The organism is Pseudomonas saudimassiliensis (genome assembly GCF_000939975.1).
In the GTDB taxonomy this organism is placed as follows: domain Bacteria; phylum Pseudomonadota; class Gammaproteobacteria; order Pseudomonadales; family Pseudomonadaceae; genus Halopseudomonas; species Halopseudomonas saudimassiliensis.
The window spans coordinates 2165790-2182953 of sequence record NZ_LK391969.1 but is presented as its reverse complement, the minus strand read 5'-3'; the positions used below and the strand labels follow the sequence as shown (position 1 = coordinate 2182953).

16 protein-coding genes are annotated in these 17164 nt (G+C 63.2%); 12 read left to right on the top strand and 4 right to left on the bottom strand.

Annotated elements, in window-relative coordinates; translation table 11 throughout:
• The first annotated feature begins 57 nt into the window (after positions 1-57).
• Positions 58-876, top strand: a complete 819-nt coding sequence (locus VG99_RS10100) for a substrate-binding periplasmic protein (protein WP_044499720.1) — start codon at positions 58-60, stop codon at positions 874-876.
• Between the two features lie 11 nt (positions 877-887).
• Here VG99_RS10100 and VG99_RS10095 read toward each other — a convergent pair whose 3' ends face one another.
• Entirely contained in the window at positions 888-1835 is a 948-nt protein-coding gene (locus VG99_RS10095; protein WP_044499719.1) for a LysR family transcriptional regulator, read from the bottom strand.
• A 178-nt stretch (positions 1836-2013) separates the two neighbouring features.
• On the opposite strand from VG99_RS10095, the gene VG99_RS10090 reads away from it, so the two are divergent.
• Positions 2014-3222 (top strand): acyl-CoA dehydrogenase, encoded by a 1209-nt coding sequence (locus VG99_RS10090; RefSeq protein ID WP_044499718.1) that lies wholly within the window; start codon positions 2014-2016, stop codon positions 3220-3222.
• 144 nt (positions 3223-3366) lie between these two features.
• On the opposite strand, the gene infA is transcribed toward VG99_RS10090, so the two are convergent.
• From infA to aat, 3 genes are all read right to left on the bottom strand, one after another.
• Entirely contained in the window at positions 3367-3585 is a 219-nt protein-coding gene (gene infA, locus VG99_RS10085; protein ID WP_036989719.1) for a translation initiation factor IF-1, read from the bottom strand.
• A 128-nt stretch (positions 3586-3713) separates the two neighbouring features.
• Entirely contained in the window at positions 3714-4421 is a 708-nt protein-coding gene (locus VG99_RS10080) for an arginyltransferase (protein WP_044499715.1), read from the bottom strand.
• Positions 4414-5190 (bottom strand): leucyl/phenylalanyl-tRNA--protein transferase, encoded by a 777-nt coding sequence (aat, locus tag VG99_RS10075; protein WP_076939746.1) that lies wholly within the window; start codon positions 5188-5190, stop codon positions 4414-4416. The genes VG99_RS10080 and aat overlap by 8 nt, the downstream gene beginning before the upstream one ends.
• A gap of 177 nt (positions 5191-5367) precedes the next feature.
• On the opposite strand from aat, the gene VG99_RS10070 reads away from it, so the two are divergent.
• From VG99_RS10070 to VG99_RS10025, 10 genes are all read left to right on the top strand, one after another.
• Positions 5368-7770 carry a DNA translocase FtsK gene (locus tag VG99_RS10070; protein WP_052508771.1) on the top strand — a complete coding sequence of 801 codons (2403 nt, stop codon included), beginning with the start codon at positions 5368-5370 and terminating at the stop codon, positions 7768-7770.
• A gap of 24 nt (positions 7771-7794) precedes the next feature.
• A complete protein-coding gene (lolA, locus tag VG99_RS10065) occupies positions 7795-8433 on the top strand; it encodes an outer membrane lipoprotein periplasmic chaperone LolA (protein ID WP_044499713.1) in 639 nt (212 codons plus the stop codon).
• Position 8434: 1 nt separating this feature from the next.
• Positions 8435-9769, top strand: a complete 1335-nt coding sequence (locus tag VG99_RS10060) for a replication-associated recombination protein A (RefSeq protein WP_044499712.1) — start codon at positions 8435-8437, stop codon at positions 9767-9769.
• The gene (gene crcB / locus VG99_RS10055; RefSeq protein ID WP_044499711.1) at positions 9766-10137 is read left to right on the top strand and encodes a fluoride efflux transporter CrcB; all 372 of its coding nucleotides are present in this window, start codon (positions 9766-9768) and stop codon (positions 10135-10137) included. The genes VG99_RS10060 and crcB overlap by 4 nt, the downstream gene beginning before the upstream one ends.
• 38 nt (positions 10138-10175) lie before the next feature.
• A complete protein-coding gene (gene serS, locus VG99_RS10050) occupies positions 10176-11459 on the top strand; it encodes a serine--tRNA ligase (RefSeq protein WP_044499710.1) in 1284 nt (427 codons plus the stop codon).
• 117 nt (positions 11460-11576) lie between these two features.
• The gene (cysG, locus tag VG99_RS10045; RefSeq protein WP_044501571.1) at positions 11577-12971 is read left to right on the top strand and encodes a siroheme synthase CysG; all 1395 of its coding nucleotides are present in this window, start codon (positions 11577-11579) and stop codon (positions 12969-12971) included.
• A gap of 12 nt (positions 12972-12983) precedes the next feature.
• On the top strand, positions 12984-14048 hold the full coding sequence (gene corA / locus VG99_RS10040; RefSeq protein ID WP_044499709.1) for a magnesium/cobalt transporter CorA: 1065 nt from the start codon (positions 12984-12986) through the stop codon (positions 14046-14048).
• 134 nt (positions 14049-14182) lie between these two features.
• Positions 14183-15859 carry a carbon starvation CstA family protein gene (locus VG99_RS10035; RefSeq protein ID WP_044499708.1) on the top strand — a complete coding sequence of 559 codons (1677 nt, stop codon included), beginning with the start codon at positions 14183-14185 and terminating at the stop codon, positions 15857-15859.
• Between the two features lie 32 nt (positions 15860-15891).
• Positions 15892-16137 (top strand): cory-CC-star protein, encoded by a 246-nt coding sequence (locus tag VG99_RS10030; RefSeq protein ID WP_204216759.1) that lies wholly within the window; start codon positions 15892-15894, stop codon positions 16135-16137.
• 9 nt (positions 16138-16146) lie between these two features.
• A complete protein-coding gene (locus tag VG99_RS10025) occupies positions 16147-17154 on the top strand; it encodes an ArsA family ATPase (RefSeq protein WP_044499706.1) in 1008 nt (335 codons plus the stop codon).
• Positions 17155-17164 lie beyond the last annotated feature (10 nt).

The window sequence follows — 17164 nt, the reverse complement described above, 5'->3', positions numbered from 1 at the left end:
AGTAACGGCACCGGGAGAGCGGCAATGGGGCGACAGGGGAAGGGCAGGCGCGGGCTTATGGTCGCGGCAGCGGGGATGCTGGCGTGGCTGGGAGCTGCACCCGTGTTGGCGGCCGGCGGCGTCTGCGAGCGCATCGTGGTGACTGGCAATGCGCAATACCCGCCAGTGCTCTGGGTAGACCCCGAGGATCCCAAGCGCCTCACCGGTGCCGCCGTCGAGCTGCTGGAGAAGGTGCTAGACGGCAGCGGTATTCACGTGGAGGCCCTGCACGTGGGCCCCTGGTCCCGCGCCCAGGAAGAAGTACGCAGCGGACGGGTGGACATGCTCGCCGGTGCCTTCCTTACGCCCACCCGCCTGGGTGACATGGACTATGTGCACCCGCCGTACATGGAGGTGCCCAGCGTCATCTTCGTCAAACGGGGCAAGGCGTTTCCCTATGGCGGCTGGGATGACCTGCGTGGCAAGCGCGGCAGCTCCCTGGTCAACAACAGCTTCGGCGATTCCTTCGATACCTATGCGGCCGATCATCTGGATATCCGCATGGTGCCCTCCATCCAGCAATCCTTCGAACTGCTGGTTCGCGAGCGGGTCGACTATGTAATCTACGAGCGGCACCAGGGGCTGGCCCTGGCCGCGCAGCTGGGTATCCGGGATCAACTGGATATCATTGAGGGCTCACTGATCACCGAGGCGCTGTATTTCACGGTGTCGCATAACTCGGCGTGCAACTCGCCGGCGCTGCGGGCAGCACTGGCCCAGGGTATGCACCGGCTGGCCGGCCAGGGTGAGCCGAGAAAACTGCTGGAGAAGTATCGGGTGATCTGGGAGGGCCAGTTTGCGCCGGCGCCCCAGCCAGAGGCGCCGACGCTCGAATAGCCGGAGGCGGCTCAGCTCTGGGGCAGCAGCTCTGCTTCCCGCTCCTTGTTCATCTTGCGCTCGAGCTGCTGCGACAACTCGATGATCTGCTCACGCATCCAGCGGTTGGCCGGATCCTGATCCGTGCTCTCATGCCAGAACAGGTGGGTCTGGATCGGCGGGATATCATCAATCGGCAGCTTCACCCAGTGCAGATTGTGGCGCAGGGCGAAGCGTTCGCTGACCGTCATGACCATGTCTGTCGACTCCAGCACCAGCGGCGCCATCTGGTAATGCTGCGAGCGCAGCACCACCCGCCGCTGGATCCCCATCTTGCCCAACGCCAGGTCTACATGGCCGAGGCCGTTACGGCGGCTGGAGATGTGGATGTGCGACTGCCCCAGGTAATCGTCCAGGGTGATCTTGTCCTTGCTGGCCAGCGGGTGCCCCTTGCGCATGATGCACACGTAACGGTCTTCGAACAGCTTGACGTGGCGCACCTGAGTATCGGTGTTCAAGGGTGCGTCGATGGCGAAATCCAGGCGACCTGCGGCCAGTTCCTTGGTGGTTTCCCGCCGGCGGGTGAGGAAGCTGTCGATATTGATGCTGGGCGCCAGGCGGCGGATGCGTGCCGCCAGGTGCGGCAGAATCACCGCCTCGGTGAGGTCGGTCATGCTGATGCGGTAGGTCTTGTTGGCCTGGTCGGGATTGAAGCTGCGGCTCTCCTGAACCGATACACGCAGCAGCTGCAGGGCATGGCGCACGGGCGTGATGATGTTCTGCGCCATGGGTGTCGGCACCATTCCCTGGGCGGTACGTACGAACAGCGGGTCATTGAAGGTGTCGCGCAGGCGTGCCAAGGCATTGCTCACCGCAGGCTGGGTAATGCCGACGATCTGCCCGGCGCGGGTCAGGTTCGCTTCGGTGTAGATGGCATCAAAAACAATGAACAGGTTCAGGTCCACTTTACTGAGGTTCATCGCTGGGTCCTTCATTGGGCTTGTTTATAGGCTCTTATAGATACAGACGGGGTCGAGTATATATGGCTTATGAATCTTTATACACGCCGAAAATAGGTTAGATAAATTCCCCCGCCTCATCTACCTTTTTCATGACTCAGATACATATGCATAACAAAACAGAAAAAGGCGCATGACTATGAATTTCGGATACTCCCCCAAGGTTGCCCAGCTGCGCGAGCAGGTTGATGCCTTCATGCAGGAGCATGTGTTTCCTGCGGAAGCGATTTTCCACCAGCAGGTAGCCGAAGGTGATCGTTGGCAGCCCACCGCCATTGTCGAAGAGCTGAAGGAGAAGGCGCGGGCGGCGGGACTGTGGAACCTGTTCCTGCCCGAGTCGGAGTTGGGCGCCGGCCTGACCAACCTCGAATACGCTCCGCTGGCTGAACTCATGGGGCGTTCGGGCCTGGCGTCCGAGGCTTTCAACTGCAGCGCGCCGGACACCGGCAACATGGAGGTGTTGGTGCGCTACGGCACCGAGGAGCACAAGAAGCAGTGGCTGGAGCCGCTGCTGGCCGGCGAGATCCGCTCCTGCTTCGGCATGACCGAGCCGGGCGTGGCGTCCTCGGATGCGACCAATATGCAGGCCAACGCCCGTCGCGAGGGTGACGAGTGGGTGATCAATGGCCGCAAGTGGTGGACCTCCGGCGCCTGCGATCCGCGCTGCAAGGTGATGATCTTCATGGGCCTGACCAATCCGGACGCGCCGCGCCACCAGCAGCACTCGATGATCCTGGTGCCGATGGATGCCCCCGGGCTGAAGGTGCTGCGTCCGCTGCCGGTGTTCGGCTACGACGACGCGCCCCATGGGCACGCCGAAGTCATCCTGGAAAACGTGCGCGTACCCTATACCAACGTGCTGCTGGGCGAGGGGCGGGGGTTCGAGATTGCCCAGGGTCGCTTGGGGCCAGGGCGTATCCACCACTGCATGCGGTCGATTGGCGCCGCCGAGCGGGCGCTGGAGTTGATGTGCCGGCGCTCAGTGGAGCGGGAAGCCTTCGGCCGTCGCCTGGCCCAGTTGGGTGGCAATATCGACCTGATCGCCGAATCCCGCATCGAGATCAACCAGGCGCGGCTGTTGACGCTGAACGCGGCCTACATGATGGATACCGTGGGTAACAAGGTGGCCAAGAGCGAAATCGCACAGATCAAGGTAGTAGCGCCGAACGTCGCCCTGCGGGTGATTGATCGGGCCATCCAGATGCATGGCGGGGCAGGGGTGTCCGAGGATACGCCGCTGGCCCATATGTATGCCATGCAGCGGACCCTGCGCTTGGCCGATGGGCCGGATGAGGTGCACCGCGCTTCGATCGGCAAGATCGAGCTGGGTAAGTACATGCCGCGCTGATACCGCTGTCAGGCAGCCCAAGCCGTGTGCAGACGCCAGTTTGCACGCGGTTTTCTGCGTTCACCAGAGGAGGGTAGAGCCGGCGGGAATCAACCATCGCCCCTGACAGGTCGCCGGGGCGTTACGGATACGCTGCGCTGAGAATCAGCGGGCGCGGTAGGTGATGCGACCCTTGGTCAGGTCGTAGGGCGTCAACTCAACACGCACCTTGTCACCGGTCAGGATGCGGATGTAGTTCTTGCGCATCTTGCCTGAAATGTGGGCAGTCACGACGTGGCCGTTTTCCAGCTCAACACGGAACATGGTGTTGGGCAGGGTGTCCACGATGGTGCCTTCCATTTCAATACTGTCTTCTTTCGCCATTAAGCAAAGGCCTCTCAATTTGTTGCATTAGGCGGGCCGTCGGAATGAGAGCCCGCAAAAAAGGTGAGCAATTGTGCCTCAAAAGGCGGCAACAGCCAAGTTTTGCCGGTATTTTTGCCCGGGCCGGGCTAGTTGACCCGCACCCAGCGCTGGTTGATGAGCATTTCCAGGGGCCGATATTCGGTCTTGTAGCTCATTTTTCGGCAGTTGCGGATCCAGTACCCGAGATAGACCGCGGGCAAGCCGACCTGGCGGGCCTGCTCGATCTGCCAGAGGATCGCATAGCGGCCTAGACTGCGGGGCGCCTCGTCGGGATCGAAGAAGGTGTAGACCGCCGACAGCCCGTTGTTCAGCCGGTCGGTCACGGCTACCGCCAGCAGGCGGCCATCCAGCCGGAACTCGTTGAATTCGCAAAACCCGTCTTCACTGACCAGAAAGGAGCGAAACTGTTCCCGGCTCGGTGGATACATGTCGCCATCGCTGTGACGGGCGATGATATAGCGGGAATACAGCTGGTAGAGCTCCTCGGTCATGGCCGGGCGCCGGCGGGTCACCTGCAGGTCGCTGTTGCGCTTGAGAATCCGCTTCTGCTGACGGTTGGGCACGAAGTCGGCGGCCGGTATGCGCGCCGGCACACAGGCGCGGCACTGGGCGCAGTGGGGGCGATACAGGTGCTCGCCGCTGCGCCGGAAGCCCAGCTCGGACAGCTGGCTGTAGGTCTCCGGGTCCAGTGGTTGCTGCGGGTCGAGGAACAGCGTCACCGCCTGCTCGTCGCTCAGGTAACTGCAAGGGTGCGGCTGGGTCGCATAGAATTTCAGGTGCGCCAGATCAGTCATGGAAGGTCGCTCTGGAATCGTCTGCCGTGGGTTGCCTGAGTATAGAAGCTGCACCGTCGCCTTCCATCGGATACTCCTCGGGCATGTCCTGCCAGCAGGGGCGGACGTGTTCAGCGCACAACCTGGCCAACGTCTGGCTGAATACCGCGCGGGAGATCGTCGTGGCGCCCAGGCTTTCCAGGTGGTCGGTGGGCATCTGGCAGTCGATCAACTGGCAGCCGCGCTGTTGCAGGGTCCGGACCAGGCAGATGAAGCCGGTTTTCGAGGCATTGCTGCGGCGGCTGAACATGGACTCGCCGAAGAACACCCCACCCAGGGCCACGCCATAGAGTCCGCCAACCAGTTCGCTACCTTCCCAGACCTCCACCGAGTGCGCGATATTGCGTTGGTGCAGCCGCAGGTAGGCGCTCTGCATATCGGGGGTGATCCAGGTGGCGTCGGTATAGTTTCGGGGCTCGGCGCAGGCTTGCATTACCGCAGGGAAGTCCCGGTCGAAGGTCACCCTGAAGGTCGTCTTGCGCAGGAACTTGGCCATGCTGCGCGAGATATGCAGGGCGTCGGGCACTAGTACGGTGCGGGGATCCGGCGACCACCAGAGCAGTGGTTGGCCTTCCTCATACCAGGGAAAGATGCCCTGGCGGTAGGCGGCAACCAGGCGGGCAGGGGCGAGGTCGCCGCCTACCGCCAGCAGCCCGTTGGGGCTGGCCAGCGCTTCGCTGGATGGAGGAAAGTCCAGGATGTCCGGATCCAGCCACCTCAGTTCAGTCATCGCAAATCCCGTGTGGTTCGCATTTTCAGATAAATGGAATCTTCAAAGGTTTATCAAAAAGCAGCGTTAAGTTATTGTCCTCAATCAAGATAGTTCCCGGACTTGGAGGAACGCAACCCATCTTTACAGGTCAACTCAACTGAGTTTTGCAGAACCTGTACAATAAGCGGCTGAATCATGACGGAAGCCAGAGCATTGAAGGATACCCGATCCCATAAAGGCCAGCACTTCGCCTGGCAAGAACAGCTCAGCCTGCGCCTGCGTGAAGGGGCGCTGCTGGGGATGATCGCCCTGTGCCTGTACCTGTGCATGGCGTTGTTCACCTATGACGCCAGCGATCCAGGCTGGACGCGCAGCAGCGGTACCGTGGCCGTGCAGAATGCCGGCGGCAGCATGGGTGCCTGGATTGCCGACGTGCTGCTGTTCGTGCTCGGGTACCTGGCCTATCTGTTTCCGCTTATTGTGGCCGTCAAGGTATGGCAGATGTTCCGTCGGCGCCATCTGCCGTTCGTCTGGAATGGCTGGCTGTTCTCCTGGCGGTTGATCGGTTTCGTGCTCACCCTGCTGGCCGGCACCGCGCTGGCGGCGCTGCATGGCAGCGCAGCGGACGGTTTTCCCGAGGGCGCCGGGGCGGGCGGTGTGCTGGGTCAGCTGCTGAGTGACATGGCCTTCCCGGTGCTGAACATGCAGGGCAGCACCTTGCTGTTCCTGACCCTGTTCCTGTTCGGCTTGACGGTATTTACCAACCTGTCCTGGTTCAAGGTGATGGACCTGATCGGTCGGCTCACCCTGGACCTGCTCGACCTGCTCAAGCGCGCCGGCAACAACTGGCTGGCTCGCCGCGCGGCGCAGCGGGCCGAGCCTGACTATCCCTCTTCGCCAGCGGCACCGGCGGCACGGCGCGAACCCAGCGTGGCCGCCGAGGAAAAACGCCAGCCCGTAGCAGCCCCGAGCAAACCGGCGCCGGCCCAGGAGAAACGCCCAGCACCGAAGATCGAACCGCTGGGCAGCCAGCCGACGCCCGCCAGTGTCCGTGCGCCGAAGGAAAAGGCGGCGCCCTTCAGTGCCGGACCGGTGGAGCCGGGCTCGCTGCCTCCGATCGCGCTGCTGGACCCGCCGAGCAAGCTCAACAAGGGCTTCTCGCCCGAGTCGCTGGAGGCCATGTCGCGTCTGCTGGAAATCAAGCTGAAGGATTTCGGTGTCGATGCGGAAGTGGAAAAGGTCCAGCCTGGCCCGGTTATCACCCGTTTCGAAATCCAGCCCGCGCCCGGCGTCAAGGTCAGCAAGATCTCCAACCTGGCGAAGGACCTGGCCCGCTCGCTGGCGGTGATCAGTGTGCGGGTGGTGGAGGTCATTCCCGGCAAGACCACCGTCGGCATCGAGATTCCCAATGAAGACCGGGAAATCGTGCGCCTGTCCGAGGTGCTGCAGACCCGAGAATTCGAGGAAGCTACCTCGCCGGTGACCCTGGCCCTGGGGCACGATATTGGCGGCAAGCCGATCCTGGCGGACCTGGCCAAGATGCCTCACCTGTTGGTGGCGGGCACCACCGGCTCGGGTAAGTCGGTAGGGGTCAACGCCATGCTGCTGAGCATCCTGTTCAAGTCGCCCCCGGAAGAGGTGCGGCTGATCATGATCGACCCCAAGATGCTGGAACTGTCGATCTACGAGGGCATTCCGCACCTGCTGTGCCCGGTGGTGACCGACATGAAGGAGGCCGCCAATTCGCTGCGCTGGTGCGTGGCGGAAATGGAGCGGCGCTACAAGCTGATGGCGGCGATGGGCGTGCGTAACCTCGCCGGCTTCAATCGCAAGGTGAAGGATGCGCAGAATGCCGGCGAACCGCTGAGCGACCCCCTGTATCGGCGGGAAAGCATGGATGACATTGCGCCCGAGCTGGAAACCCTGCCGGTGATCGTGGTGGTGATCGACGAATTCGCCGACATGATGATGATCGTCGGCAAGAAGGTGGAAGAGTTGATTGCCCGGATCGCGCAGAAGGCCCGGGCCGCGGGTATCCACCTGATCCTCGCCACCCAGCGCCCCTCGGTGGATGTGATCACCGGTCTGATCAAGGCCAACATCCCCACCCGCATGGCGTTCCAGGTGTCCAGCAAGATCGACTCGCGGACCATCCTCGACCAGGGCGGGGCGGAGCAGCTGCTTGGCCACGGCGACATGCTCTACATGCCGCCGGGCACCAGCCTGCCGGTGCGGGTGCACGGCGCCTTTGTGTCCGACGGTGAAGTGCACCGGTTGGTCGATGAGTGGAAGGCCCGTGGCGAGCCCGACTATATCCAGGATATTCTCGATGGCGCCGACGACGGCGGCGGTGGTAGCTTCGATGGCGGCGGCATGGGCGGTGGCGATGGGGAAGAGGAGGACGCCCTCTACGATGAGGCGGTGCGCTTCGTGACCGAAAGTCGTCGGGCCTCCATTTCTGCCGTGCAGCGCAAGCTGAAAATCGGTTACAACCGGGCCGCCCGCATGATTGAATCAATGGAAATGGCCGGGGTCGTTACCCCGATGAATACCAATGGCTCGCGCGAGGTGATCGCGCCGCCTCCCGTTCGCGACTAGCATCAGCGGAGCAAGCACCCCAAGATGATCAGCAATCTACTGCGTTCCACCCTCACCGCCGTCTGCCTCGCCGCGCTGCCCCTGGCGGCGCTGGCCGATGCCCAGGCCGAAGCCGCCAAACGGTTGAATGAGCTGCTGTCCAGCGCCCAGACCATGACCGGCGGTTTTTCGCAGATGACCCTCAGCGCCAATGGCGCCAACCTGCAGGAAACCACCGGCACCCTGGCGCTCAAGCGTCCCGGCAAATTCCGCTGGCATACCGATCCGCCCCTGGAGCAGGTGCTGGTCTCCGATGGCAAGCAGATCTGGCTGTATGATCCGGATCTGGAACAGGTCACCATCCAGGCAATGGACCAGCGCCTGAGCCATACCCCGGCGCTGCTGTTGTCCGGCGATGTCAGCCAGCTGCAGGAAAACTTCGACATCCAGTGGACCGAAGGCGGCAGCGTGCAGGATTTCACCCTGACCCCGAAGGAAGCCGATTCCATGTTCGACAGCCTGCGGTTGTCGTTCAGCAATGGTGTCATCAATGATATGCAGATGAGCGACCCGGTCGGCCAGCGGACCAATATCCTGTTCCGCAACGTCGAGCTGAACCAGGCGCTGGGCGATGCCCAGTTCACCTTCGAGGTGCCGGACGGAGTCGATGTCATCAGTGAGTGACATGGATCTGTTTGCCGGGCAAACCCCTCGCCATCAGCCGCTGGCAGCGCGCATGCGCCCGGCCAGCCTGGATGAGTACACCGGTCAGCAGCACCTGCTCGGCGCCGGTCGGCCACTGCGCGTGGCCCTGGAGCAGGGGGCGCTGCATTCGATGATCTTCTGGGGGCCGCCGGGCGTGGGCAAGACCACCCTGGCCAAGCTCCTGGCGACGCTGACGGATGCGCATTTCGTTACGATTTCCGCCGTCCTGGCCGGGGTCAAGGATATCCGCCTGGCGGTGGATCAGGCACGGCAACACGCCGCGCAAAACGGGCGGCAGACGATCCTGTTCGTTGATGAGGTGCACCGCTTCAACAAGGCCCAGCAGGATGCCTTCCTGCCCTTTGTCGAGGATGGCACCCTGTTGTTCATCGGCGCGACCACCGAAAACCCCTCCTTCGAGCTGAACAATGCGTTGCTGTCCCGGGCCCGGGTCTACGTCCTCAAATCCCTCGACCAGGCGGCGCTGGAAGCCTTGCTCGAACGTGCCCTGAGCGATGTGGAGCGGGGGCTGGGCGCGCATCGGCTGACTCTCGACCCCGACGCCCGGGAGGTGCTGATCGGCGCGGCAGATGGCGACGCGCGCCGCCTGCTCAACCTACTGGAGATTGCCGCCGACCTGGTGGAGGATGGCGGCACCATCGATATGCCGTTGGTGGCCGACCTGCTGAATGACAACCGCCGACGCTTCGACAAGGGCGGCGAAGCCTTCTACGACCAGATCTCCGCGCTGCACAAATCCGTACGCGGCTCCAACCCGGATGCCTCACTGTACTGGTTTGCGCGAATGATCGATGGGGGCTGCGACCCCCTGTACATCGCCCGTCGGGTAGTGCGTATGGCCAGCGAAGACATCGGCAATGCCGACCCCCGCGCCCTGACCCTGTGCCTGAATGCCTGGGATGTGCAGGAGCGCCTGGGCAGTCCCGAAGGGGAGCTGGCGGTAGCCCAGGCCATCGTGTATCTCGCCTGCGCACCCAAGAGCAATGCGGTCTACAAGGGATACAAGATGGCGCTGCAGGACGTGGCGAACCAGCCGTCCCTGGAGCCGCCGTTGCACCTGCGCAACGCCCCGACCAAGCTGATGAAGGAGCTGGGCTACAGCCAGGGCTACCGTTATGCCCATGACGAGCCGGAAGCCTACGCGGCCGGCGAAGACTACTTCCCCGAGGAGCTGGAGCCGCGGCGCTATTACCAGCCGGTCAGCCGCGGGCTCGAGCTCAAGATCGGCCAGAAGCTCGAATATCTGCGGTCGCTGGATTCCGCCAGCCCGAACAAGCGCCGGGGCCAAACGTGATCACCACCCTGGCGGCCATCGCTTTGGGTGGGGCGCTGGGCGCTTTATCCCGCTTCGCTATCGGCGCCGGGGTCGGCCTGCTATGGCCCGGCGCCTTTCCCCTGGGGACCTTGCTCATCAACCTGCTCGGATGCCTGGCAATCGGTGTACTATACGGCCTGTGGCTGGATCGCCCGGAGCTGTCGCCGCTGCTGCAGCAGGGACTGATGATCGGTTTTCTCGGGGCCTTCACCACCTTTTCGACCTTCTCGCTGGACGCCTGGCGTCTGCTGGAGAATGGCCAGGGCCTACTGGCTCTGGGATATGTCCTGCTCAGTGTGTGCGGCTGCCTGATCGCCACCTGGGCCGGCCTGATGCTGACCCGCTAGTCGCCAGGCTGTAACCTGCAACCATAAGATGATGCCCGATGCTTGATCCAAAACTGGTCCGTAGCCAACCCCAACTGATTGCCGAACGCCTTGCCACCCGTGGTTATGAGCTGGACGTCAACCTGCTCGAGTCACTGGAAGCGCGCCGCAAGGCGGTCCAGACCCGTACCGAAAGCCTGCAGGCCGAGCGCAACAGTCGCTCGAAATCCATCGGCCAGGCCAAGGCGCGGGGGGAGGACATCCAGCCGCTGCTGGCTGCAGTGGATCGCATGGGTGAGGAACTGAGTGCAGCCAAGCTGGAGCTCGATGGCATCCAGGCCGAGCTCGACGCCATCATGCTGAGCATCCCCAACCTGCCTGCGGAAGGGGTGCCGGTGGGTGCCAGTGAGGATGACAACGTCGAAGTGCGCCAGTGGGGTACGCCCCGGGCGTTCGACTTCGAGGTCAAGGACCACGTCGCCATTGGCGAGCAGTATGGCTACCTGGATTTCGAGACGGCGGCCAAGCTGTCCGGTGCGCGTTTTGCATTGATGCGCGGCCCCATTGCCCGGCTGCACCGCGCCCTGGCCCAGTTCATGCTGGACCTGCACGTCAACGAGCACGGCTACGAAGAGGTCTATACGCCTTACCTGGTGCAGGCGGAGGCGCTGCTGGGCACCGGCCAGTTGCCCAAGTTCGAGGAGGACCTGTTCAAGGTGCCCCGCGGCGAAGACCAGCGCGACCTGTACCTGATTCCGACGGCGGAAGTGTCCCTGACCAATATCGTCAGCCAGAGCATTCTGGATGCCGACAAGCTACCGCTGAAGATGACCGCCCACACCCCATGCTTCCGCAGCGAAGCCGGTTCCGCCGGTCGTGACACCCGCGGCATGATTCGCCAGCACCAGTTCGACAAGGTCGAGATGGTGCAGGTGGTGCGTCCGGAGGATTCCGACCGCGCCCTGGAAGAGCTTACCGGTCACGCCGAGGACGTGCTGCAGCGCCTCGGCCTGCCGTACCGGGCACTGGCCCTGTGCACCGGGGATATGGGATTCGGCGCGGTGAAGACCTATGACCTGGAAGTCTGGATTCCGAGCCAGAACAAATACCGGGAAATCTCCTCCTGTTCCAACTGTGGCGACTTCCAGGCACGCCGCATGCAAGCCCGTTGGCGGAACCCGGAAACCGGCAAGCCGGAACTGGTGCACACCCTCAACGGTTCCGGGCTGGCCGTCGGCCGGACCCTGGTCGCGGTGCTGGAGAACTACCAGGAGGCCGACGGCAGCGTAACCGTGCCCGAGGTGCTGCGCAGCTATATGGGCGGACTGGAACGTATCGGCTGATAATGCTGATTGCGCCGGGCGGCGCTCCTACCCATCGGCGGCGGAGCGCTCGCATCGCCCGGGCGGTAGCGGGCCGACCCGGAGCTGACGCTGGCAGCTCATTTCGGAGAAATGCATATGGATTTTTTGCCTCTGTTTCATCAGTTGGGTGGTCGGCTGGTACTCCTGGTTGGCGGTGGTGATGTCGCCCTGCGCAAGGCGCGTCTGCTCAGGGAGGCCGGGGCGGCCCTGCGGGTGGTCGCGCCGGAGGTCGAACCGGCTTTGCGCGAGCTGAGCGACCAGGGCCAGGGCGAGTGTCATCTGCGCGGCTACCGCACCGAGGATCTGGACGGGGTGGTGCTGGTTATCGCCGCCACCGATGACCGGGACATCAATGCCCAAGTCTCCGCTGAGGCCCAGGCCCGCCATCTGCCAGTCAACGCAGTGGACGCGCCGGATCTGTGTACCGTGATCTTTCCCGCCATTGTCGACCGTTCGCCGCTGATGATTGCGATTTCCAGCGGCGGCCACGCGCCGGTGCTGGCACGCTTGACCCGCGCCCGCATCGAAACCCTGTTCCCCCACGCCTGGGGTCGCTTGGCCCAGCTCGCCCAACGCTTCAGGGCGCAGGTCAAGGCCGCCTTTCCCGGTATCAATCAGCGCCGGGTCTTCTGGGAAGACGCGTTCCAGGGTGATATTGCCGAGCGGGTATTCTCCGGGCGCGATGCCGAAGCCGAGCAGCTGTTGGTCGAGCGTCTACAGCAGCAGCGGGGCCAGTCCTACCAGGGCGAGGTCTATCTGGTGGGAGCCGGCCCGGGTGACCCGGACCTGCTGACCTTCCGCGCCCTGCGCCTGATGCAGCAGGCCGACGTGGTGCTGCACGACCGGCTGGTGCCGGATACCATCATCGATCTGTGTCGCCGCGACGCCGACCGTATCTATGTGGGCAAGGCCCGCTCCGATCACGCCGTACCCCAGGAAGAGATCAATCAGCTGCTGGTGCGGCTGGCGAAAGAGGGCAAGCGGGTATTGCGGCTCAAGGGCGGCGATCCCTTCATCTTCGGCCGGGGCGGGGAGGAGATCGAGGAGCTGGCGGCTAATGGTATTCCGTTCCAGGTGGTGCCGGGCATCACCGCCGCCAACGGCTGCTCCGCCTATGCCGGCATTCCGCTGACCCACCGCGACCATGCCCAGTCGGTGCGCTTTGTCACTGGGCACCTCAAGGATGGCAGTACCAATCTGCCCTGGCAGGAGCTGGTCGTACCCGGGCAAACGGTGGTGTTCTACATGGGCCTGGTCGGGCTGCCGGAAATCTGCCGGCAACTGATCGCCCATGGCCGCACGCCGACCACACCGATGGCGTTGATCCAGCAGGGCACTACTGCCAACCAGATGGTATTGACCGGCACCCTGGCGAGCATGCCGGCGCTGGTCGAGCAGACCGAGATCAAGCCGCCGACGCTGCTGATCGTTGGCGAAGTGGTCGCCCTGCGGGAAAAGCTCAAGTGGTTCGACACCCAGGCCCAGGGCTGAGCGGGAGCGAGCATGGCACGCAAACTGGTCGTGAAACGGGGCGCCAAGGTGGGCTCCCCACCCGGCACCCTGGTGCACATCGGCAAGCACAAGCCGGACCGTGCGGCTATCCAATTGATCGAATACACCCCCGACGCCTTGGGCGAGTCGGTGATCGAGGATCTGCCCGGCTATCGGCGGGAGGGGCAGGACGGGCGAATCAGCTGGCTCAATGTGGCCGGGGTCAGCGACGCGGCGGTGGTGGAAACCCTGGGAGCGCTGTTCGAGCTGCATCCACTGGTGATGGAAGATATCCTCAATACCGATCAGCGGCCCAAGGTGGAGGATTACCAGGGTTACCTCTATATCGTGCTGCGCATGCTGCAGTTCGATGAAGCGCGCCAGCAGATTCACTCGGAGCAGGTCAGCCTGGTGCTGGGGTCCGATTACGTGCTGTCATTCCAGGAGCGGCCCGGGGATGTCTTCGATGGCATCCGCGAGCGTCTACGCGCGGGGCGGCGTATCCGCTTCATGCGTACCGATTACCTCACCTATGCCCTGCTCGATGCGGTGGTTGATCATTATTTCGAGATGCTGGAGTTCATCGGCGAGCGGGTCGAGGCGCTGGAAGACCAGCTTATCGCCAATCCCGGTCCGGACACCCTCGCGCGCATTCATCATTACAAGCGCGAGATGCTGTTGCTACGCAAATCCATTTGGCCGCTACGCGAAGTGCTCAGCCGGCTGAGCCGCGACGACAGCGCGTTGATCACCGACGAAACCCGCCTGTATCTGCGCGATGTGCATGACCATACCATCCACGTCATGGACAGCATCGATACCATCCGCGAATTGCTGGTGAGCATGCTGGATCTGTACCTGTCCAGTGTCAGCAAGCGCACCAACGAGATCATGAAGGTGCTGACCATCTTCGCCAGCCTGTTCATGCCGCTGACCTTCATCGTCGGAATCTATGGCATGAACTTCGATGTGATGCCGGAGTTGCGCTGGGCCTGGGGCTATCCGGCAGTCCTGGCGGTCATGTTGCTGATCATTATCGGGCTGCTGGCGTTCTTCCGGCGCCAGCGCTGGCTCTGAGACGCAGCGAACGAACTGGCTTGGTCGCCGCCTGCGAAAACCGGTTACCGCTGCGCAATCGTGGGCTATCATGATGTCTGCTGCCGTTCTCTTCTGGCTGAGCGCCCTGATCATATAAAAATAAGGAGCTTGGAATGAGCGCTGTAATCGTACTGCTCGCAGGACTGGTGATGATGGCATTGGGGTACTTTGTCTACTCCAAATTCATCGCCGAAAAGATCTTTCGCCTGGACCCGAATTTCCGTACCCCGGCCCATGAGCTGGAGGATGGGGTCGACTTCGTCCCCACCAACAAGTATGTGCTCTGGGGTCATCATTTCACCTCGGTGGCGGGGGCGGCGCCCATTGTCGGGCCGGCCATCGCGGTGATCTGGGGCTGGGCACCGGCATTCGCCTGGGTGGTGTTTGGCACCATCTTCTTCGCCGGGGTGCACGATGCCGGGGCGATCTGGGCGAGCATCCGCAACAAGGCCCGCTCGGTTGGCTCGCTAACCGGGGATGTGGTCGGCAAGCGGGCTCGCAGCATTTTCATGATCGTCATTTTCCTGCTGCTGTTGATGGTCAACGCGGTGTTTGCCGTGGTAATCGCCAACCTGATGATGTCCTTCCCCTCGGCGGTGGTGCCGGTGTGGGGCGCGATCATTGTGGCGCTGGTGGTCGGTCAGTTGATCTACCGCCGCAAGATCGGGCTGATTACCGTATCGATTGTCGGGGTGGCGGCGCTCTATGGCCTGATCCTGCTAGGGCCGTCCGTGCCGCTGCAGATGCCCGCCGAAGTCGCCGGGGTTTCCGGCAATGCCATCTGGATCCTGTTGCTGTTCCTCTACGCTGGTATTGCGTCAGTGCTGCCGGTCTGGATGCTGTTGCAGCCGCGGGACTATATCAATGGCCTGCAGCTGTTTGTCGGCCTGCTGATTCTGTACGGCGCCATCCTGGTGCTCAACCCGAGCATGGTCGCGCCGATGATCAATGACAATGTGCCTGCCGGTACGCCCTCGATTATCCCGCTGTTGTTTGTCACCATTGCCTGCGGCGCGATTTCCGGCTTCCATGGCCTGGTGTCCTCTGGCACCACATCCAAGCAGCTCAACCGCGAGACCGACGTTCGCTTCGTTGGCTATTTTGGCGCGGTGGGCGAGGGCATGCTGGCCCTGGCTGCCATCCTGGTAGCCTCCGCGGGCTTTGCCAGCCTGGCTGACTGGCAGGCGATGTACTCCGCCTTCGGGCAGGGTGGGGTGACCGCCTTCGTCCAGGGCGGGGCCTATGTCATTTCCAATGCACTGGGTGTGTCGGATGTGCTGGCCGCCACCATGCTGACGGTGATGGCGGCGCTGTTTGCCGGTACCACCATGGACACCGGCCTGCGGCTGCAGCGTTACATCTTTCAGGAGTGGGGCGAGATCTACAATATCGACTGGATGAAGAAAGGGCTACCGGCCACCATCCTGGCGATTGCCTCCTGCCTGTTGCTGGCCTTCGGTGCTGGCGGGGCGGACGGCTCCGGCGGCATGCTGATCTGGCCGCTGTTCGGCACCACCAACCAGTTGCTGGCTGGCCTGACGTTGCTGGTGATCACCGTGATGCTGGTGCACCTGCGGCGGCCAATCAAGTACACCCTGGTGCCCTTGTGCTTCGTGCTGGTCATGACCGTGATTGCACTGGTTCTGCAGCTGCGGACCTTCTACGAGCAGGGCAACTACTTCCTGCTGATCCTGGATATCGTCGTGCTGGTCGCCTCGATCCTGGTAACCATGGAGTGTGTGTCGGCGCTGAAGCGTCACCGCGCGATCGCCGCCCGGGAACAGCCGTGAGCATCGAGCGTGGCCCGAAGCAGCGGGGCTGGCTGGACCAGGCCCGCTTCTTTCTCGAAGAGGCCTACGGCAGTCGTTACCGGGGCGCCATTGCGCGTGCCCGGCGCGACGAAGATGACCTCTTCATGCTGCTGGTGTTCGCCGAGATGATGGGCGTGCCCAACCCGGCCGCCTATTACACCCTGGAGCTGCAGCCGTTGTTACTGGAGCGCTTCCATGACTGGCATCGGCGCATGGGCATGGAGCATTCGCCGCTCGACCACTTCCGCTGTTGCTGAGAGACAAGCATGTTTGATCTGTTGAACCGCCGGCTGGTCTGGGTGGGTGGCAAGGGCGGCGTCGGCAAGACCACGGTGTCTGCCGCGCTGGCGGTGCTCGCTGCCGAGCGTGGCAAGCGCTGCCTGATCGTATCGACGGACCCGGCCCATAGTCTGGGCGACGTATTTGCCCGCCAGCTGGACGACAAGCCCCGGCGCATCCTGCCGGACCTGGACGCGATGGAAATCGACCCGGACGCTGAGGTCGATGCCCATCTGCGGCGGGTCATGCAGCAGATGGAAGGGTTTGCCGCTCCGGAAATGTTGGGCGAACTCAGGCGCCAGATGCAGCTGACGCGCCAGTCTCCGGGCACCCAGGAAGCGGCATTGTTGGAGCGTATTGCCCGGTTGATCAACGACCCGGACAGTGCCTACGACCTGATCATTTTCGATACCGCGCCCATTGGCCATACCCTGCGCCTGCTGTCGCTCCCGGAGGCCATGGCGGCCTGGACCGACGGCCTGCTGTCGCACAATCGCAAGTCCGCCGAATTGGGCAAGGTGCTCCAGCATCTGACGCCCAAGGCCGGGCGCGACATTGCCGGCCCCTTCGACGACCCCGGGGAAGACTCATTAAGTCGTCTGGATCGGCGGACGCGGGATATCGCGCAGACCCTGCTGGACCGTCGCCGATTATTCCATCAGGCCCGGCGCAAGCTGGAGGATCCTACGGTTAGCGGCTTTCTGTTTGTCATGACCCCTGAGCGGCTGCCGATTCTGGAAACCGTACGGGCGGTTGCGACCTTACAGGAGGTGGGGATTCCGGTCGTGGCCACCTTGGTCAACCGGGTCATTCCCGAGGATGCGGACGGTGATTTCCTGCGTCGCCGGCGCGCGCAGGAGGCGGTCTATCTGCAGCGCATCGATAGCGAACTGCAGCAACTGCCGCGCCCCCGCCTGCCCTGGTTGGAGACCGACGTGCAAGGTCTGGATATCCTGCAGTCCCTCGCGGGCCGCCTGGCTGCGCTGGGTTTCTGAACCAGCGCAC